Consider the following 19,859-nt stretch of genomic DNA (forward strand, 5'->3'; position numbering starts at 1 on the left):
AAAGGCTGCGGATCACGCAGCCTTTCTCTTACTTGGATGAGCGCCCTTGTTCACCAGTCCACTTTCTGGACCTGCCCCAGCGAACGCCCGAGAAAGCGTTCGCCGATGGTCTGAAAGCGCAGCGGGATGTCGGTGACGGTATAGCGGTAGGTGGACAGACTGTCGCCTGGATTGGCGAGCCCCATCTCGGTCAGCCTGCGTGCCGCCTGCTCGGCGACGGTGATGGCGGAATCGACCAGATGCACGTCCGGCCCGACCACGTCCTGCAGGAGGGGCTTGATCAGCGGGTAATGGGTGCAACCGAGGACCAGCGTATCCACGTTCTCGGCCAGTACCGGTTTGAGGTACTCCTGGGCCGTCAGACGGGTGACCTCGTGCTCCAGCCAGCCCTCCTCGACCAGCGGCACGAAGAGCGGACAGGCCTGGGAATACACGCGCACGCTGGGGTCCATGGCGTGCATCCGCCGGGCGTAGGCATTGCTGTTGACCGTCGTCGGCGTACCGATCACACCGATAGCCCGCGAGCGGGACTCAGCGACCGCCGCCCGGGCCCCCGCATCGATCACATCGAGCACCGGGATGCCACCCGCTTTCTGCTTGACCACCTGAGCCGCCACCGCCGCCATCGTGTTGCAGGCGATGATCAGCATCTTGACGCCCTGCTCGAGCAGATAATCGGTGATCTGCCCGGTGAAGTGCTCGATGGTCGCCACCGACTTCACACCGTAAGGAACGCGGGCCGTATCGCCGAAGTAAACGATGTTCTCAAGGGGCAAGCGCTCCATAAGCGCTCGCACCACGGTTAGTCCACCCACACCGGAGTCGAAGACGCCGATGGGCAGCTTGCCAGGATCAGACATGAAAATGCGAGGGGAAGAGGAGTCGGGATTCTACGCCAGCCGGCCCCTGCTGGTGCGGGGCCTCATCAATCAGTTCTTGAGGCGCTCAATCATTTCCAGTTCTTCTTCAGGCGTGAAGGCGAACTTGTAGATCGACTTCTCATCCGGCAACTCGCGCCAGCGCCCACCGATTTCCTTCATCCGCTGCTCGATGCGGGCGCATGATATGTGCATTAGAAGGGCCGGAGCCTTGACACGTTCACACGTACGCTCCTCACCCAACTGCCTGAATTCCAGCATCTTTTCATAGAAATCCCGGTGGCGCGGATTGATCTCGATGAGGATGTCAGTACAGCCTTTGACGCGCGCTGAATAGACATAGAGCAGATTGAACAGGGAGGCGATGAGGCGCTTGGAGCGAGCCGACGGGTCGATTGCAAATCGACCGAACTCGCACAGCTTGCGCCCTTGCGCGCGCAGGCGTGCGGCTTCGGCCCCATAGGTGCTGTCGAGCGCCAGCCCGGCAGGCGAGTCGACATTGACCGTGAGGGTTGCATAGACACGACCGAACAGCTCAGCATTCATCGTCAGCTGATTCGGCTCATCCTTGGAGTCGAGCTGGCCGTAACCGCGCCACGCATAACGCTTCTGGATCAGAAGCTCGGTTTCGCGGCGGCGCTCGCCGTCACGCATCAGCATCTTGATCCGGAACTTGTCCGGCCGGTGGCTAGGCGCATCGACCTTCGGATCGTCTTCAGCGATGCACAGTGGATCGAAACGCCACGACTCCATGGCGGTAACTTCCGCTAGAGTTTGCGGAGCCGGAGTTTCGTGTACGGGAAGTTTTGACTGTTTTCGGAACATCGTCACCAACTATACCGCGGCATCCTGGGGCTGTGCATCGTGTTGTTGCAAAGCCCACTGGATATGTTCTGCAAGCAATGGAGAAGCTCCCCCGAGACGAGTCTCGAGGACCTGCGTCACCGCTATTTCACGAGGTGCGTTACCCAACGCAACGGCCAGATTGCGTGACCAGCGCTCGTAACCTATACGGTATATCGGACTACCAGCCATACGCTCGACAAAATCCCTCTCTGTCCAATGGAATAACTCTACCAGTTTTGCATTATCAAGCCCATGTCGCGGGGCAAACTCAGCCTCGACGGAGACGCGGGCAAATCTATTCCAAGGACATACTACCTGGCAATCGTCGCAGCCGTAAATCCGGTTCCCGAGCAGCGGGCGAAATTCCATAGGAATGGCTTCTTTCAACTCGATGGTGAGGTAGGAAATACAGCGGCGAGCGTCCACCTGGTAAGGCGCGATGATCGCCCCCGTGGGGCATGCAGCAATGCAAGCGGAACAACTACCACAATGGCTTTCCACTGGTGGATCCACCGGTAGCGGCAGGTCGGTATAAATCTCACCGAGAAAGAAGAATGAACCGGCCCGCCGCGACAGCAGCAAGCTGTGCTTGCCCCGCCAGCCCAAGCCCGCCTTGTCGGCCAGCGCGACCTCCATCACTGGCGCGGAATCCACGAATACCCGATGGCCGTGGGGAACCACAGCACCGATCCGGTCCGCCAGCTTCTGCAGACGTCCGCGCAGCACCTTGTGGTAGTCACGCCCAAGCGCGTAACGGGATACGTAAGCGAGGGTCGGATCCGCCAATACATCTGCAGCCGGTTTGGCCACGGGCCAGTACGACATACGCACCGAAATGACTCTCCGCGTGCCAGGAACCAGTTCCGCCGGACGGGAACGTTTGGTTCCATGTTTGTACATATAATCCATCTGTCCATGGCAACCGGCGGCAAGCCAGTCTTCCAAGCCGGATTCTGCATGCGTCAGATCGACATCCGAAACACCCGCCTCATCAAAACCCAGGGCTTGTGCCCAGTCCTTGATCTGCAACGTCAGAGATGCCAGATCACCTCGCTCATCAAAAGGATTATCGTGTCCCACGCTCATCCCAGTCATGATAACGCCCCCTTCGGGAGCCTGTACCTCGCCAATGAAGATGCCACTCTTGCCGCTGGCGAACAGCTGGCAACAGCCCTTCCTTCACGCCTGACCATCGTCCTACGCGGTGACCTCGGGGCCGGCAAAACGACGCTCACTCGCGGTCTGCTACGCGGCCTCGGCTTCACCGGGAAGGTAAAAAGCCCAACATATACCTTGGTCGAACCGTATAAAGATTCTAGAATTGTCGTATATCACTTTGATTTTTATCGTTTCACCCATGCAGAGGAATTTCTCGAGGCAGGACTGGAAGAATACTTCGAAGGCGACGGCATTCGTATTGTGGAGTGGCCTGATCGCGCAAACCCTTATCTTCCGGCAGCAGACCTCGAAGTTCAGCTGCAGCTTTCCGCCGAAGGCGGCCGTACTCTGGAATTTCGGCCGTTGAGCGGAGAAGGTCGCACATGTCTCGAACGTTTCGCCGCATCCCATCACCACTGACTCCCCTGCGCGTCGATGCCAACCTGCGTCGACGCTTCATCGGTTCCGCAGGTGCCAGCCTCCTCCTGTTGATCAGCCCACTGGGCCGCGCCGCCCAGAGCAGTGTTCTGGCCGTGCGGGTCTGGCCGGCCAAGGACTACACCCGCATCACCCTGGAAAGCCGTGACGCCCTCAATTTTACCCACCAGTTGGTACACAGCCCGGAACGGCTGGTCGTCGACCTGGAGGGCGTCGAACTCAACGAGGTGCTCCAGTCCCTGCCAACTAAGATCACTGGCCAGGATCCGTACATCCAGCTGATCCGAGCTGGGCGCAACCGCCCTGGCGTCGTGCGGCTGGTCATCGAACTGAAGGCCGAAATCAGCCCACAGGTGTTTACACTGAATCCGATCGGCGAATACGGCCATCGCCTGGTACTCGACCTCTACCCAACCGAACCGGTCGACCCCCTGCTGGCGTTACTCGAAAAGATCACCCCTGAAGAAGCCGTCGTCGGCGGTGCGCCACCGCCCCAGAAGCCGGAAAAACCCGAAGAGCCGCGCAAGGCCATCGATGTCACCCGCAAGCCGGAACCATCGCCGAAACGCGAACCGACCAGCATCGAGCCCCCCCAGCAGGCCTCTCGCCCGGCGGCCAAGCCGGCGGACGAAGATAGCAGCATCAGTCGCCTGATCACCATCACCATTGACCCCGGCCACGGCGGCGAAGATCCCGGCGCCGTCGGGGCTGCCGGCAGCTACGAAAAGCACGTCACGCTATCGGTGGGAAAACGGCTGAAAGCCAAGATCGACGCAGAACCCAACATGCGTGCCATGCTGACCCGCGACGCGGACTATTTCGTACCGTTGCAGCAGCGCGTCGCCAAAGCCCGCCGGGTGCAGGCCGATTTGTTCGTGTCGATCCATGCCGACGCATTCATCAGCCCGACAGCCCGCGGCAGCTCGGTATTCGTGCTGTCCGAAAAGGGTGCATCGAGCACGGCTGCGCGCTGGCTGGCCCAGAAGGAAAACGCAGCCGACCTGATCGGTGGCGTCAATCTGGGCGTAAAGGACGATCACCTTGCACGCACGCTGCTCGACCTGTCCCAAACGGCAGCCCTCAACGACAGCATGAAAGTCGGCAAGGCAGTCCTCGGTGAGCTCGGCAACATCAATCGCCTGCACAAGGGCGAGGTTGAACAGGCAAGCTTCGCCGTGCTGAAGGCCCCGGACATTCCGTCCATCCTGGTGGAAACCGCCTTCATCTCCAACCCGGACGAAGAGGCCAGGCTGAACGACGAGGCTTACCAGGACCGCATGGCCGACGCGATCCTGCGTGGGTTGCGCCGCTACTTCGCCAAGAACCCGCCGATGGCCAAATCCAAGCTGGCCCGCCTCGATTGAGAGGGGGGGCGCAGGTGGGCGAGGTCAGCGAATGCAGACCTTGCTCACCTGCTTGAGGTCGGTCAGACCGTCCAGCACCTTTTCGATGCCATCCTGGCGCAGCGTCCGCATTCCTTCTTCGAGGGCAGTGGCGAGCAGCACGGCGACCCGGGCGCGCTCCTGGATCAGCTCCTTGACGCGCTCGGTCCCGACCATCAACTCATGCAAGCCCAGGCGGCCCTTGTAGCCTCCGGTACAATGTTCGCAGCCGACCGGTGCATACAGCATGAACCGTCCTTGCGCATCCGCGTAGCGCTGGCGCCAGGCATTGAGAATATCGCCCCGCGCCCGCACCGGGTCCTCCTGGAAAGCGGCAGTATGGCGCAGATCTTCGCAATACTCGTCGAGCAGGTGACGTATCTCCGCCTCATCCGGCTGATAGGCCTGCTTGCACTTTCCGCACAGGCGTTTGGCCAAGCGCTGAGCCAGCACGCCCAGTAGCGCGTCGGAGAAATTGAACGGATCCATGCCCATATCCAGCAGGCGCACCACCGACTCCGGCGCACTGTTGGTGTGCAAGGTGCTGAACACCAGATGGCCCGTCAGTGAGGCCTCCAGGCCGATGGACACCGTCTCCTTGTCACGCATTTCACCGACCATGATCACATCGGGGTCGGCCCGCAGAAAGGAGCGCATCACCGTCGGGAAATCGAGCCCCGCCTTGCGGTTCACCTGCACCTGACGCAAGCCCTTCTGCGTGATTTCCACCGGATCCTCCGCCGTCCAGATCTTGGTGTCCGGAGTATTGATCGAACCGAGAATGGAGTGCAGTGTCGTGGTTTTGCCCGACCCCGTCGGGCCGCAGACGAAGAAGATCCCATAGGGCTTGGTGATCGTCTGCTGAAGGCGGGTGAAATTGTTCTCCAGCAACCCAAGCTTATCGAGCGGCAACGGTTCGCTATTGGCCAGCAATCGCATCACCACATCTTCCATGCCGCCGGCGGTGGGAATCGTCGCTACCCGCAGTTCAATATCGAGAGGCGCAAAACGCCGGAACCTGATCTTGCCGTCCTGCGGCTTGCGACGCTCGGAGATGTCCAGATCACACATGATCTTGATGCGGGTAACGATCGGGCTCCGGTAGCTGGCCGGAATCTCGATGTAGGGGACCAGCGAACCGTCCTTACGGAAACGGATCTGGGTCTTTTCCTTACCCGGCCGCGGCTCGATATGGATGTCCGACGCCCCCTGACGATGGGCGTCGACGATGATCCGGTTCACGAGCTTGACCAACTCATTGTCGGCGGCAGCCGACGCATCATCGGTGGAGACGCCTCCTTCTCCTTCATCCTCCCCCATGTCGGACAGCAGCTCCGTCACCGATGCATCATCGGCTCCGGCCGCAAACAACTGGGCCACAGTCTGCATGAACTCCAGGTGCGTGGTCACGTGGAAGACAGGCACCGCCTTCGGAAAGACGTTCTGCACCATCCGCGAGGCCGTTGCCTGCTCGGGATCGGTAACCATCACCACCAAGCCATCCGCCCCCTCCTCCAACGGCAACCACTCGACCTGCTGCACATAATCCCGCTTCAGGTTACGGAGCAGATCGAAGGGCTTGACCCGGTCTGGCCGGAAAGGCTCATAGGGCACCCCGAAGAAACGGGAAATCGCGTTGCCGATGTCGGCCAGCGTGACCCCGTAATCGGTAATGAGCAGTTGCTCGATGGAAATGCCGCGCTCCCGTGCAAGGCTGGTTGCCGTCTCGAGTTCCTGTGCCGTCAGCTTCGAGTCGTGCACCAAGCCCTCGTATTTGGACTTGGGCTGGGTCAGCGCATGGCGACGTTGGGAAAAGGCTATCGCGAGCGTCTGCCCAAGCCCCTGGATGCCTTCTTCCGCCACGGACGAAAAAGCTTCGCCACTACGGCTATTGATGAGCTGAATGACCCCCAGCACATCACCTTCGTCCTGCCGGATCGGCGCCACCAGCATCTGATGGGACCGATAACCCGATCTCTCGTCGACTTCCCGCCGGAACTCCATGCGTGGCGAAATGGCCTTCAGCGCATGTTCATCGTACGCATCGGCGATATTGAGCATTTTCCCTGTCAGCGCCACATAGCCGGCCACACTGTTCTCGGCGATTGGCAGCCGGATCGTACGGATGGTCTGCAAGCCGGTCTTGATCCGCGATGAGATCGTGCTGCGATTGTCATCAACCACATAAATAGTCATGCGCTCGGCAGCAAACAGCGCACAGATCTCCGACGAGAGCTCGAAGATGATTTCGTCGATGTTCTCGGTTGCATGAACTCTGTTGGTGACGGCCTGAAGACCTTTGAAGAAGGCTAGGCGACTGGCCACATCACGGCCGCTCGGTCTGCTGAGAGCACTGCTACTCATGGAAAAGTCATATCCGGAAAATGAAACATTTCATACAGCCGCTTGACTTGAAGAAACACTCACAGAGACGAACCGGTAACTTCGACGCAACGGCGCGGCAATCAGACCTCGATTTCAAGACCGTTGTACAACGCTTTCGGCTTGAATTGGCCGCAATTGTCGGTAATTTCCTGCAGCGTCGTCTGTGCTCGACTTGGCTTGAGGTGGGTAATCCATACATCCGGCTTCGCCTTCACCTTTTCCAGGAACAAGGCCAGCAGGCTTGGACACAGATGACGGGATGCCAGTGCCAGATCTTGTTGCTCGTCGGGAAAAGCGGTCTCGACAATCAGATGCCGAAGATCGGGAATCTTGTTGATGGCTGCAATCAGCGCATCCGAGTACGCCGTATCGCCAGAGAACACCAGACTGCGCCCATCCACCGACAACTGATAAGCCACCGCTGGCACTGTGTGCAGTGCCGGCAGCATCGCGACCTCACGCCCTCCTCCAATCCGCGCCGACTCGCCAACCCGCATTTCCTGGAAACGCAGGAACGGATTGCTACGATCGGGAATCGACGAAAAGTCGGGCCACACCAGCCAGTTGAAAATGTGCGAACGCAGAATACGCAGCGTCTCGGGGGTGCCGTGCACGACGATTGGCATCGAACGTGCGTCACCGACCGTGTCGACAAGCAAGGGGATCATCGCGATGTGATCGAGATGGGCGTGTGTCACGAAGACGTGATCGATGCGCAGGAGTTCTTCAAATTCCAGATCACCAACACCCGTACCGGCGTCAATCAGCACATCATGATCCACCAGCAGGGCGGTAGTACGCTGACTACGCCCACCAATCCCGCCGCTGCACCCGAGAACCCTTACTTTCATCTTGATATCTCGGCACCTCTCAAGTGCGATCGGCCAGTCGCCCAGCCCTCGCGAATAGTCGGAAAAATTCCAATGAACTCCGGGCTACGCACTGCCATCCCTGGCGCGAGTGGATCAACACAGCCAAGTCCGGGCCCCCCGGTCAAGTCGCGCTCTTCGTAAAGAACTCCATTTTGACACCGGCAATTTCAATGATGTCATTGTCGTTCAGGCGATGCGCCTGGGCATCCAGGGCGCGGCCATTCACAAGCGGGAAGACAGTCCCTTCGACGTGGGTGATGAAATAACCGTGCGGACGCCGGGTAATCACCGCAACCTGGGTACCCGGCTTGCCAAGAGTAGTCAGGGATTTGGACAATTCCAGCGTGCGCCCCGCATGCGCTCCGCTGAGAATCTGCAGCATGCCCAGCGCCCCCACCGGAGCGGCAGCATTGGTGGAAGTCAGATCCGCCGATGCATTCGACGCAGACCCCACATCCGTCGCCACAGCAGCCTGAGCGTAGCTCACGGCCTCACCCTGCTCAGCCCCGGACGCACTGTCGACAAGATACTTCAAGCGGTACTTTCCCAACTCGATAACATCGCAGTCCTTCAGGACATGCTTCTTGACTGGCTGCCCATTCACATAGGTGCCATTGGTACTGTTCATGTCCTCAAGAAAAGCGTCATTGAGGATGGTCACGATCGCCGCATGCTCGCCGCTGATTGCCAGATTGTCGATCTGGATGTCGTTGTGCGGTTTCCGGCCGATGGTCGTGCGCTCCTTTTCAAGAGTCATCTCCTTCAACACCAGACCATCCATGCTCAATATCAACCTGGGCATCACTCTTCCTATCTACAACCAGCCTCAATCAAGTTCAGTGCCGAGCCGTCCTGCTCGGCGCGACGACGCAATGACAACCGAAACATTATCCACGCCCCCCCGATCATTCGCCAGATCGATGAGGTGCTCTGCCGCCAATCGGGGAGCCCCACCAAGCGCCCCCAGCACATCCGCGATTTCAGAGTCGGGAAGCATATCGGTTACCCCATCCGAGCACAGGAGATAAATGTCACCATCCTGCAGCGGAAAATCAGCCACATCCGCTTCGACACTGGCTGCCACACCAACCGCCCGGGTCAACAGACCACGCAACTCGAGGGGGCCGGGAGCAAGGGGATCAATCATGCCCGCGTCGCATTGCTCCCGCAATACGCTGTGATCACGGGTCAGGCAATCGAGTACATCGTTCCGCCACCGGTAGATGCGGGAATCCCCCACATGACAGGCCAGCAAGCGGTCGCGGGAATCAGGCAGGCAGATCCCGGCCAAGGTCGTTCCCATCTGCCTCAGAAACGGATCCCGCCGGGCCTCGTCGAACACGGACTGATTGGCAGCAGCAACCGCTCCCCTCAGCTCGCCCTCATTGACCGCCCCCTGTGCCACGACCATCTGCATGTACGCCATCCAGGCCTCGGCAGCAAGGCGGGATGCCACGGCCCCCCCTACATGCCCCCCCATACCATCGGTCAGTACGGCAAGGCCCAGGCGCTCGGAACAACAGACGTAATCCTCATTCCGGACGCGAACACGCCCAACATGGGAAAGCATGGCCATGCGCCAACGCACAGACTGTTGTTGATCCATGGTCGAAGTTTAGGCAATGCGCCTCAAAGAATCTGCCGCTCCGGAGCGTTCTCTGTGCGCTTTTGCAGCAAACGGGCCACCCCCAACACGACCAAGGCCCCCACGCCTCCCGCCACTGGCCTCAACCATGCGGGACGATCGACCAGGATGGAACGCCAGAGCGGGTCATCGACGATCATGCCTCCTGCCACCCACCCCAGTAGCGCCGCCCCGAGCGTGACGATCAACGGAAAGCGCTCCATGCACCTCATGATGAGTTGGCTGGACCACACGATGATCGGAATGCTCACTGCCAGACCGAGCCCCAACAGCACCAGGCTGTCTCCCGCAGCCCCCGCTACACCGATCACATTGTCAACACTCATCACGAAATCGGCCAAGATGATCGTCTTCACCGCTCCCGCGACCGAGGTCGCCGCGTCGATCTCGTGATTGCCATCATCCTCGGGCAGCAGCAACTTGGTGCCAATCCACAGCAACACGAGCCCACCGATCAGTTTCAGCCAAGCCAGCCCGAGCAGGCTCGCCGCAAACGCGGTCAGCACCACTCGTAGGCCAACAGCCCCTGCCACGCCCCAGAAGATACCGACCTTCCGCTGTTCCGGCTGCAAGCGCCGGCAAGCCAACGCAATCACCACCGCGTTGTCACCGGACAACACCAGATCGATAGCCACGATCTGCAGCAAGCCAATCCAGAACATCGGCACCAGAAACTCGGGCATGTGAGACTCAATCAATGGAAAGAAGGGTACTAAAAATAAAACCGCGCCCGGGCGTCAGCCACGGGCGCGGTCTGCGTCAAGCTATAAACCTGATTACAGCATAGCCTTCAGCAACTTGGCCATTTCGGACGGGTTGCGGGTCACTTTGAAGCCGCACTCTTCCATGATGGCGAGCTTGGCATCAGCGGTATCCGCACCGCCGGAGATCAGCGCACCAGCATGGCCCATGCGCTTGCCCGCGGGGGCAGTCACACCGGCGATGAAGCCGACGATCGGCTTCTTCATGTTGGCCTTGCACCACTGGGCGGCTTCAGCTTCATCGGGGCCACCGATTTCGCCGATCATGATGACGGCGTCGGTATCCGGATCGTCATTGAACATCTGCATGACGTCGATGTGCTTCAAACCGTTGATCGGGTCACCACCGATACCGACGGCGGAAGACTGACCCAGACCGATTTCGGTCAGCTGGGCAACGGCTTCGTAGGTCAGGGTGCCGGAGCGGGAAACCACGCCGATACGACCCTTGCGGTGGATGTGGCCCGGCATGATGCCGATCTTGATTTCGTCGGGGGTGATGAGACCGGGGCAGTTCGGCCCCAGCAGCAGGGTCTTCTTGCCGCCAGCAGCTTCCTTGGCCTTCATCTTGTTGCGCACTTCCAGCATGTCGCGGACGGGGATGCCTTCGGTGATGCAGATTGCCAGATCCAGGTCGGCCTCGACAGCTTCCCAGATCGCGGCAGCCGCGCCTGCGGGCGGCACGTAGATCACGGACACGGTAGCGCCGGTTTCGGCAGCCGCTTCCTTGACGGACGCGTAGATGGGGATGTCGAAGATCTTCTCGCCAGCCTTCTTGGGGTTCACACCGGCAACGAAGCATTCCTTGCCGTTTGCATACTCCTGGCACTTCTCGGTGTGGAACTGACCGGTCTTGCCGGTGATGCCCTGGGTGATGACCTTGGTGTCTTTGTTGATCAGGATGGACATTCGCTAACTCCTTACTTGACCGCGTCGACGATCTTCTGGGCCGCTTCGGCCATGGTGTCGGCCGCGATGATCGGGAGGCCCGAATCGCGCAGGATCTGCTTGCCGATCTCTTCGTTGGTGCCCTTCATGCGGACGACCAGCGGGACGGACAGGTGCACTTCCTTGGCCGCGGTGACCACGCCGGTGGCGATGGTGTCGCAGCGCATGATGCCGCCGAAGATGTTGACGAGAATGCCCTTGACCTTGGGGTTCTTGAGCATGATCTTGAAGGCTTCGGTCACCTTCTCGGTGGTGGCACCGCCGCCCACGTCGAGGAAGTTGGCCGGCTCGGCACCGAACAGCTTGATGGTGTCCATGGTGGCCATCGCCAGACCGGCGCCGTTCACCAGACAGCCGATATTGCCGTCCAGGGAGATGTAGGCCAGATCGAACTTGGAAGCTTCGATTTCGTCCGCGTCTTCTTCGTCCAGGTCACGCATCTCGACGATTTCGGGATGGCGGTACAGGGCGTTGGAGTCGAAGTTGAACTTGGCGTCCAGAGCCTTGATGGTGCCGTCGCCTTCGTGGATCAGCGGATTGATTTCCGCCAGCGAAGCGTCGGTTTCCATGTAGGTGGTGTACAGCTTCTTGAAGGTGTCCACGGCCTGGGCCACGGAGCCTTCGGGAATGCCGATGCCCTTGGCCAGCGTCAACGCCTGCTCGTCGGTCAGACCGGTGAGCGGATCGACGAAGACCTTGATGATCTTCTCGGGGGTGCTGTGGGCAACTTCCTCGATGTCCATGCCGCCTTCTGAGGAGGCCATGATCGCAACCTTCTGGGTCGCGCGGTCGGTCAGCGCTGCAACGTAGTACTCGTGCTTGATGTCGGCGCCTTCCTCGATCAGCAGATTACGCACCTTCTGGCCTTCCGGGCCGGTCTGATGGGTGATCAGCTGCATGCCGAGGATCTGGTCGGCGTACTGGCGTACTTCGTCCAGGGACTTGGCGACTTTCACGCCACCGCCCTTGCCGCGCCCGCCGGCGTGGATCTGGGCCTTGACGACCCAAACCTTACCGCCCAGGGTTTCAGCTGCCTTGACCGCGTCGTCCACGGTCGTGCAGTGAATACCGCGCGGAACCGTTACGCCGAACTTCTTCAGGATTTGTTTGCCCTGATATTCGTGAATTTTCATGGTTGCCCTTCGATCGAAGTCTTGGCCTTATAAAGGCCGCTCACGCTTGGTTGATGGGACTCTTCGGGGCCAGCACGCACCCCGCGACACATACGCCGTTCTCCCTCGTCCAACGTATGTACCGCCCCGCTTTCCACCCTGCCCGCTTATGCTGCCGGGCTGGCCGGAAAACCATCCGCAGCCGACCTGCTTCTTGACATGTCGGTATTTGGACCGACCGATTATATACGAAACCTCGGGCACAACCGCTTTCACGCTGCACCGCACAGTGGCGGCAGTTCCGGGCTATGCGGGATCGGACTTGCGGTACCAGCGCGGGTAATAGCGCTTCACCGTCTGAGAGGTCGTTTCGAGGGCATGGCAACGGTCGAGCTGGAAGGGTTTGCCACCGTCGTCGCCCTCTCCCGTGTCGCGCCGGAAGGTGGCCATCGTCTGGATCGCCGCGGTCGGCAGGGATGCCAGCAATTCCGTAAGATGGGTGCATCCCCGCACATCGCTGAACATCTCGCTGACAGCCTTGCGGAAGCCACGCACCAGATTCAGGCCGATCAGCGCCCGATATGCAGGCCCGATGGTGTCACAACCACCTGGATAGGGCACCCATTCGGAATGAGCCTCCACATCGACAACCTCGAAAGAACTATCGATGGTGACGCGGATGAACAGGTCATGCACCGGATCGCCGGCCTTGCGGATGCCGGACGCAAGCGGATAGTCGGCATCCTTCGCGTCGGTCAGACGAGCATCCAGGTCGAACAAGCCATCGTCCCTCAAAAAGCCCTGGACTTCGATGCTACGGGTATGGGCGCGACGACGCCGGACAACAGGTTCGGAAAGCGGCATTGAAATCAAAAAACAAAATGACGAGGGACAATGCGCAAATGGACCGAAAGAAAATCCGTGGTCCATTTCACGACACGTAACATTTGCCTTTGTTTCGCGGAAAACAAGGCACCGCGCCTACAGACAAACTTCACTAGAATATTGTATCGACTGCGGCGCACTGGTGGATGCCGCAACGCACAACAAAGCAACCGCGATCCCATCGCCTCCGTCTCCATTGATGAACAGCGCGCAAAAGCCCCTCTCCATACTCGTCGCGACGCTTGCCCTGTTATTCGAACCTTCCGTCATGGCGGCAGGGATGGGTGATCTTGTCGTCCACTCCGCGCTGGGCCAACCCTTGCGCGCAGAACTGCGGCTGACTCCTGCTGCGGGTGAATCAATCGAGCCGGACTGTCTCCTGATCGTCGCGCCTGCTACGGCAAGTGCTGACGACCTGCCCAGGATCCGGAACGCCCGGCTCTCACTCCAAGGAAACCGGCTGCGCATCACAACCCGCGAGCCCATCAACCACCCGGCCGCCATGCTCAGCCTGCGCATGACCTGCGGAGTCGACCTCCAGCGCGACTATCCCATCCTTCTGCAACCGCCGATCGAACACGCAAGCACCCCGGAGATCAGCCCCCCCACAGCCGCCAACGCCCTCCCCTCGCCGCGCCCCCGTGGCACCCCGGCCCGCAGATCCTCGCAGACCGTCGCAGTGCCTGTCGGCAAACGCAGTGACCATGCCGGCCAACCTACGGTCACTGCACGCAACAAGACCACCCGGACAGGAACGGGCAAGAACCGACATGGCGATAGACTGATCCTCAGCAAGGACAAAAACCCGGCGCTGCGCCTCGACTACCAGCTTTCCCATCCCCCCGCCGCGGCAAACACCCAGGAGCCTCCCGCCGGCAAATCGACGGTCTCCGCCTACGACGCAAGCGTTTCGGCCCAACTGGAACTCGACGAAAAGATCAAGCGCCTCGAGGAATACCAGACGGTGCTACGCCAACGCATTGCCGAACTGGACAGGCAGGAGGCGGCCCGGCGCCCGGCGCCGGAGCAGCCCCCCCTGAGCAGGCCACGGCAGCTCCTCCCCCCCAGCGCGGCCCATGCCTCCCGCTGCCCCGCAGCAGGCCAATGTTGGCCCTGGCGCCATGCCGGACTGGCTGATCGCGCTCGGCGGCATCGTAGCGGTGGTCGCTGGCGGCCTGGCCCTGACGTGGATGCGCAAGCGACGCGCCGAGGCCGGATCTGCAACCGAAGTCGATGCGGAGCTACCGGACGAGACCTCGTACCCCCGCGAACCCGTCATCGAATCCCACACCGAGGCGGCCGCCACTCCTGCGGCACCGCAGGCCCAGGCCGCGCCGACCGCGCTGCCAGCGATACCTCTCCCGCCGCAATCCTACGCACAGCAGGCCGCCCCCGACGAGGCTACCGACTGGACCGCGCGCACGTTCGCCCCTGCCCATCCGATCCCTTTCGACGAAACCGTCGACGAACAGGATTCAGCCCTCGAACTGGCGGAAATCATGATGTCTTTTGGCCGCACCCAAGGTGCCGCCGAGACGCTGGCCGACTACATCCGCCATAACCCGCGCCAGGCCGTAAAACCGTGGCTCAAGCTGCTCGACGTCTATCATGTGGCCGGCATGCGGGCCGAGTTTGAGGCACTGACCCGTCAGCTCAACAAGACCTTCAACGTCAAGACGATCACCTGGGCCGACTTCAAGGCGTCCCGGGCCGCACCGGACTCCATCGAACAGATGGAGCATGTCACGCACCAACTGCAGGAGTTGTGGGGAACCCAGGAAGCCCAGGTCTACATCCACCAGTTGCTGCGCGACAACCGCAACGGCACCCGTCAGGGCTTCCCCCTCAACGTGATCGAAGAACTCCTGCTGCTGGTCGCCGTCCTCGACGACACACTGGGCACCTATCGGCCTAACCTGGAACTCACCCTTGCAGACCTGGAGCCCAGTCCGGCCAGCAAGGCAGCCTGATCAGACCGGGTTATCCACCTCGACGAACTCGGCTTCGATGCCGAAGGTTTCGGCCAGGTGGCGGCCCAGCGCCTGCACGCCATAACGTTCGCTGGCATGGTGGCCCACCGCCAGGTAGGCCACGCCAGACTCGCGCGCCAGGTGGGTCGTCTGCTCCGACACCTCACCAGAGATGAAGCAGTCCACGCCGGTGGCGATGGCCTGCTCGAAATAGCCCTGCGCACCGCCCGTGCACCAGGCCACCCGTCGTACCGCTCGCCGGGCATCGCCAAGCACCAGCGGCTCGCGCCCGAGCCGCGCGGCAGCCTGGCGAGCCAGCGCCGTCAGCGTGGTTTCATGGGATAAAGAACCGGTCCAGCCCAGATCCTGCTCGCCGAAGCGCCCGTCCCCGTGCCAGCCCATCAGCTTGCCCAGCTGCGCGTTGTTGCCCAGCTCCGCATGGGCATCCAGCGGCAAGTGGTAGGCGAACAGGTTGATGTCGTTGTTGAGCAGCGTTGCCAGGCGGCGCTTGCGCATGCCGGTGATGCGCCCGTCCTCGCCACGCCAGAAGTAGCCATGATGGACCAGCACCGCGTCCGCCCGCTTCGCCACCGCCGCATCGAGGAGCGCCTGACTGGCCGTCACGCCGCACACCACGCGGCGCACCTCGCCCCGTCCTTCCACCTGCAACCCATTTGGGCAATAATCCTTGAATCCGCCGACATTCAGCAGAGTGTCGAGATAGCGCTGCAATTCGGCTCTGTCCATGGCCGCCTCCCCTTAACCCTTCAAATTTCCGGATGCCTTCGGGCACCCCCGGTCGCAGATTTTACGATGCATCGCCTGTGGATGATCTTTGCCCAAGCCGTCACCATCTCGGTGGCGATCCTGTTCGTGGTCAGCACGCTGAAACCCGAATGGATCGGCGAGCGCGCCGTACTGCCCTCCGTGACCATCCAGGAAGCAGCGGCCCCTGCGGCGCTCCCGACGGGGAAAGGCCCGGCTTCGTATGCAGACGCCGCCAAAGCCGCGCTGCCAGCCGTGGTACACGTGTTCACCAGCAAGGAGGTGAAGGCCCAGCGCAATCCCTTCAGCGATGACCCGCTGTTCCGCCACTTCTTCGGCGACCGCCTGAACAATAACAACAAGCCCCAGCAACGCGCCTCCGGCCTCGGCTCGGGCGTCATCGTGTCACCGGAAGGTTACATCCTCACCAACAACCACGTCATCGAGGCCGCCGACGAGATCGAGGTCGCTCTCAACGACGGCCGCAAGCTGCCGGCCCGCATCGTCGGCCGCGATCCGGAGTCCGACCTGGCCGTGCTTCAGATCAAGACCGACGGCAAGCTGCACCCGATCACCTTCGGCCACACCGAACAGCTCCATGTTGGCGATGTGGTGCTGGCCATCGGCAACCCCTTCGGCGTCGGGCAGACGGTCACGATGGGTATCGTGTCGGCCCTTGGCCGCTCCCACCTGGGCATCAACACCTTCGAGGACTTCATCCAGACCGACGCGGCGATCAACCCCGGCAACTCCGGCGGTGCGCTGATCGACGCAGCCGGTAATCTGGTCGGCATCAACGCCGCGATCTACTCCCGCTCCGGCGGCTCCCTCGGCATTGGCTTCGCAATCCCGGTGTCCCTGGCCCGCAGCGTGATGGAGCAGATCATCCAGAGCGGTTCCGTCACGCGCGGCTGGATCGGCGTCGAAGTGCAGGCCATCACGTCCGATCTGGCCGACTCCTTCGGCATGCCGTCCAGCGACGGCACGCTGATCTCCGGCGTCATGCGTGGCAGCCCTGCCGACCGCGCCGGCGTCAAGCCGGGCGATGTACTGCTGACCGTCGAAGGGCGCAAGGTCAATGACCCGCAGATCATGCTGGAAGCCATCGCAGCGCTCCTGCCGGGGCGCAAGGCCAACGTCGAACTGCGCCGCGGCAAGGACAAGCTCGACCTGAAGGTGGAAATCGGTCGCCGCCCGGCACTGTCCCGCGGCGAATGAGCACCTCAGCCCCCGATCCCCACGCGCCGGACTTTCTGCGCCGGCACCGCCCATTCGTGCTGTTCTGGTTGGCGCGCATCCTGTATGGCGGCGGCAGCCAGATCAAGGACGTGGCGGTCGGCTGGCAGGTCTACCAGCTCACCGGCAGCGCGCTGGACCTGGGCCTGGTTGGCCTGATCCAGTTCCTGCCGCGCATCCTGCTCACCGCCATCGCCGGCGACCTGGCCGACCGCCATGACCGGCGCTGGCTGACCGTCGCCGCCCAGTTGGTGCAGACTGCCGGCTTGGCCGTCCTTGCCATCGCCAGCGCCACCGGTTTCGTCAGCCGCGAGCTGATCTTCGGTGTAGTGCTGGTTCTCGGTGCCGCCCAGACCTTCCAGATGCCGGCCAGCGCATCCCTGCTGCCGAGCCTCGTGCCCGCCGCCGCGCTACCGCGGGCGCTGGCGCTGAGCGCCTCGGCGATGCAGGCGGCAACCATCGTCGCGCCGGCCCTCGGCGGTTTCCTGTACCTGTTCGGTGCGCCGCTGGTGTACGGCCTCACCGCTTTGCTGCTGGCCCTGTCGTCGATCTTCCTGGCGCGCCTGCCCGACGTGCACGTGGAACGCGTGCTGGCCGGCTCGGCGTGGCAGCGCTTCGTCGCCGGCATCCTCTTCATCCGTGGCCAGGGCATCGTCTTCGGCGCCATGTCGCTGGACCTCTTCGCGGTGCTGTTCGGCGGCGCCACCGCGCTGCTGCCGATCATCGCCCACGAGGTGCTGCACACCGGCTCCTGGGGCCTCGGCCTGCTCCGCTCCGGACCAGCCATTGGCGCGCTGGCGATGGCCCTGTGGCTGGCCCGCAACCCACTGCGCCATTCGGTCGGACGCATTCTGTACGCAGCGGTGGCCGCCTACGGGCTGTCCATCATCGCCTTCGGCCTGTCCTCCAACCTGTGGCTGTCGGTGTTCTTCCTCGCCATCGGCGGCGCCACCGACATGGTCAGCATGGTGATCCGCCAGTCCCTGGTGCAGCTGCAGACGCCGGACGACATGCGCGGCCGGGTCAGCGCGGTCCATTCCATCTTCGTCGGCGCCTCCAACCAGCTCGGCGAATTCGAATCCGGCCTCACCGCCGCGTGGTTCGGCGCGGTGCCGTCGGTGCTGATCGGCGGCGCCGCCACGCTGATGGTCGTGGCGCTGTGGACGCGCCTGTTCCCGCAATTGAGACAGACCGAATCCCTGCACGGCACGCCGCCGCGCTGAAGACAATGCTGTTCCGACGCTGGTCGATGGGCGTCCGGGGGCATACGGATACGCCGGCCCCGCATTCGTCGCCACCGTCAAGGCCGCCGGTATCGGGCTGAAGTCGCCGCCCGATACCGCCCCGCTCTACCCCTCAGCCCATCCGCGAACCCCAGTAGGCCGCCACATCCACCATCCGGTTGGCGAAGCCCCATTCGTTGTCGAACCACACCAGCAGATTAAGCAGGCGGTCGCCGCTCATGCGGGTCTGGCCGCCGTCCACAATGGCCGAGTGGGGACTGTGGTTGAAGTCGATGGAGGCGTGCGGTTCGTCCGTGTAGGCCATGCGGCCGGAGCCCTGGCCTTCCACCGCCGCCCGCAGGCGGGCCTTAACATCGGCCGCGTCGGTGCCGCGCTTCAGCGTCACCATCAGGTCGATGGCCGATACGTTCACAACCGGCACGCGGATCGCCTTTGATTCGATACGCCCGGCCAGGTGCGGCAGCAGGCGCTGCACGCCACGGGCCAAACCGGTGGACACCGGGATCATCGACTGCATCGCCGAACGGGTGCGGTGCAGGTCGGTGTGGTGGTAGCCGTCGATCAGCGGCTGATCGTTCATCACCGAATGCAGCGTGGTCAGCATCGCGTGGTCCAGCCCATAGGCCTCGTCGAGGATGGACAGCACCGGCACGATGGCGTTGGTGGTGCACGACGCTGCCGACACGATGCGCTCCGCGCCGCTCAGCAGTTCATGGTTCATGCCGAATACGATCGTCTGGTCCACGTCGCCGGCGCTATGCCCCGGATGGGACAGCAGCAGGCGCCGGCAGCCCGCATCCAGGAAGCGCTGCAGCTCCGGCCGGTAGCTGTAGCGCCCCGAGGCCTCCACCAGCACGTCCACGCCGATCTTCCCCCAGTCCACGCCCTCCGGCGTGTCCGCATGGAAAACCGGGATGTCCTTGCCGTCGATGCGCAGGCAGCCTTCGCCGACCTCGACGGTGCCCGGAAAGCAGCCATGGGTGGAATCGAAGCGGGTCAGGTAAGCCATGCTGTCCAGATCGGCCGGCTCGTTGATCACCACCACCGAAAACCCCTCCCGCATCGGCGAGGCCAGCAAGGCCCGCAGGAAACACCGTCCGATCCGCCCGTACCCGTTTATTGCAATCCGCAAAGACATCGATCCACTCGTCACACACCGCATCCGGCCCGCATCCCGGTCGTCCCGACCGGCCTCGACACATCACGCTGGGCGCGATGCATGACGGACAGGAGCGACCGACGCCCGCCCGACAGGGGCGAGACTACACCCTCCGGGCCATCCGCGTCCGCTCCGGCCCTCTCCGCCGCTCCGCGCAGGGAACCACTGCGGGCTT

The 19,859-nt window shown here is 62.1% G+C and carries 18 protein-coding genes and 1 pseudogene; 6 read left to right on the top strand and 13 right to left on the bottom strand.

Annotation, left to right across the window (positions count from 1 at the left end; all coding sequences use genetic code 11):
• Positions 1–50: 50 nt before the first annotated feature.
• The 3 genes from murI to queG form a co-directional block, all read right to left on the bottom strand.
• Positions 51–860 carry a glutamate racemase gene (gene murI, locus AC1PPK_RS23665; RefSeq protein WP_481115431.1) on the bottom strand — a complete coding sequence of 270 codons (810 nt, stop codon included), beginning with the start codon at positions 858–860 and terminating at the stop codon, positions 51–53.
• 69 nt (positions 861–929) lie between these two features.
• A complete protein-coding gene (locus tag AC1PPK_RS23670; RefSeq protein WP_481118260.1) occupies positions 930–1,703 on the bottom strand; it encodes an N-acyl amino acid synthase FeeM domain-containing protein in 774 nt (257 codons plus the stop codon).
• Positions 1,704–1,712: 9 nt separating this feature from the next.
• Positions 1,713–2,810 (bottom strand): tRNA epoxyqueuosine(34) reductase QueG, encoded by a 1,098-nt coding sequence (queG, locus tag AC1PPK_RS23675; RefSeq protein ID WP_481115432.1) that lies wholly within the window; start codon positions 2,808–2,810, stop codon positions 1,713–1,715.
• Here queG and tsaE point away from each other — a divergent pair.
• Complete coding sequence (tsaE, locus tag AC1PPK_RS23680) at positions 2,793–3,302, top strand: tRNA (adenosine(37)-N6)-threonylcarbamoyltransferase complex ATPase subunit type 1 TsaE (RefSeq protein WP_481118261.1); 510 nt, start codon at positions 2,793–2,795, stop codon at positions 3,300–3,302. The genes queG and tsaE overlap by 18 nt on opposite strands.
• On the top strand, positions 3,266–4,684 hold the full coding sequence (locus tag AC1PPK_RS23685) for an N-acetylmuramoyl-L-alanine amidase (RefSeq protein ID WP_481115433.1): 1,419 nt from the start codon (positions 3,266–3,268) through the stop codon (positions 4,682–4,684). The genes tsaE and AC1PPK_RS23685 overlap by 37 nt, the downstream gene beginning before the upstream one ends.
• A 24-nt stretch (positions 4,685–4,708) precedes the next feature.
• Here the strand turns inward: AC1PPK_RS23685 and AC1PPK_RS23690 are convergent, their stop codons facing one another.
• From AC1PPK_RS23690 to AC1PPK_RS23725, 8 genes are all read right to left on the bottom strand, one after another.
• Positions 4,709–7,066, bottom strand: a complete 2,358-nt coding sequence (locus AC1PPK_RS23690) for an ATPase, T2SS/T4P/T4SS family (protein ID WP_481115434.1) — start codon at positions 7,064–7,066, stop codon at positions 4,709–4,711.
• A 101-nt stretch (positions 7,067–7,167) separates the two neighbouring features.
• On the bottom strand, positions 7,168–7,938 hold the full coding sequence (locus AC1PPK_RS23695) for a 3',5'-cyclic-nucleotide phosphodiesterase (RefSeq protein WP_481115435.1): 771 nt from the start codon (positions 7,936–7,938) through the stop codon (positions 7,168–7,170).
• A 142-nt stretch (positions 7,939–8,080) separates the two neighbouring features.
• The gene (locus tag AC1PPK_RS23700; RefSeq protein WP_481115436.1) at positions 8,081–8,761 is read right to left on the bottom strand and encodes an FHA domain-containing protein; all 681 of its coding nucleotides are present in this window, start codon (positions 8,759–8,761) and stop codon (positions 8,081–8,083) included.
• Between the two features lie 24 nt (positions 8,762–8,785).
• Complete coding sequence (locus AC1PPK_RS23705; RefSeq protein ID WP_481115437.1) at positions 8,786–9,565, bottom strand: PP2C family protein-serine/threonine phosphatase; 780 nt, start codon at positions 9,563–9,565, stop codon at positions 8,786–8,788.
• Positions 9,566–9,588: 23 nt separating this feature from the next.
• The gene (locus tag AC1PPK_RS23710) at positions 9,589–10,287 is read right to left on the bottom strand and encodes a TerC family protein (protein ID WP_481115438.1); all 699 of its coding nucleotides are present in this window, start codon (positions 10,285–10,287) and stop codon (positions 9,589–9,591) included.
• A gap of 93 nt (positions 10,288–10,380) precedes the next feature.
• A complete protein-coding gene (gene sucD / locus AC1PPK_RS23715; RefSeq protein WP_481115439.1) occupies positions 10,381–11,274 on the bottom strand; it encodes a succinate--CoA ligase subunit alpha in 894 nt (297 codons plus the stop codon).
• Between the two features lie 11 nt (positions 11,275–11,285).
• Entirely contained in the window at positions 11,286–12,446 is a 1,161-nt protein-coding gene (sucC, locus tag AC1PPK_RS23720; RefSeq protein ID WP_481115440.1) for an ADP-forming succinate--CoA ligase subunit beta, read from the bottom strand.
• Positions 12,447–12,731: 285 nt separating this feature from the next.
• Positions 12,732–13,289 (bottom strand): DUF2889 domain-containing protein, encoded by a 558-nt coding sequence (locus AC1PPK_RS23725; protein ID WP_481115441.1) that lies wholly within the window; start codon positions 13,287–13,289, stop codon positions 12,732–12,734.
• A 301-nt stretch (positions 13,290–13,590) separates the two neighbouring features.
• Between AC1PPK_RS23725 and AC1PPK_RS23730 the strand changes: the two are divergent.
• Positions 13,591–13,869 (top strand): annotated as a pseudogene (locus AC1PPK_RS23730) (type IV pilus assembly protein FimV); the annotation flags it as partial.
• A gap of 517 nt (positions 13,870–14,386) precedes the next feature.
• Positions 14,387–15,280: a type IV pilus assembly protein FimV gene (locus tag AC1PPK_RS23735; protein WP_481118277.1), complete on the top strand. Its 894-nt coding sequence runs from the start codon at positions 14,387–14,389 to the stop codon at positions 15,278–15,280.
• On the opposite strand, the gene AC1PPK_RS23740 is transcribed toward AC1PPK_RS23735, so the two are convergent.
• Positions 15,281–16,027 (bottom strand): Nif3-like dinuclear metal center hexameric protein, encoded by a 747-nt coding sequence (locus AC1PPK_RS23740; RefSeq protein WP_481115442.1) that lies wholly within the window; start codon positions 16,025–16,027, stop codon positions 15,281–15,283. It abuts the gene before it with no gap.
• A gap of 66 nt (positions 16,028–16,093) precedes the next feature.
• Between AC1PPK_RS23740 and AC1PPK_RS23745 the strand changes: the two genes are divergently transcribed.
• Together AC1PPK_RS23745 and AC1PPK_RS23750 are read left to right on the top strand one after the other, a co-directional pair.
• Positions 16,094–17,263, top strand: a complete 1,170-nt coding sequence (locus tag AC1PPK_RS23745; protein WP_481115443.1) for a Do family serine endopeptidase — start codon at positions 16,094–16,096, stop codon at positions 17,261–17,263.
• Complete coding sequence (locus AC1PPK_RS23750; RefSeq protein ID WP_481115444.1) at positions 17,260–18,504, top strand: MFS transporter; 1,245 nt, start codon at positions 17,260–17,262, stop codon at positions 18,502–18,504. The genes AC1PPK_RS23745 and AC1PPK_RS23750 overlap by 4 nt, the downstream gene beginning before the upstream one ends.
• 133 nt (positions 18,505–18,637) lie before the next feature.
• On the opposite strand, the gene AC1PPK_RS23755 is transcribed toward AC1PPK_RS23750, so the two are convergent.
• Complete coding sequence (locus AC1PPK_RS23755; RefSeq protein WP_481115445.1) at positions 18,638–19,663, bottom strand: type I glyceraldehyde-3-phosphate dehydrogenase; 1,026 nt, start codon at positions 19,661–19,663, stop codon at positions 18,638–18,640.
• Positions 19,664–19,859: the final 196 nt, after the last annotated feature.

Source organism: Zoogloea sp. JDB1 (genome assembly GCF_056724025.1).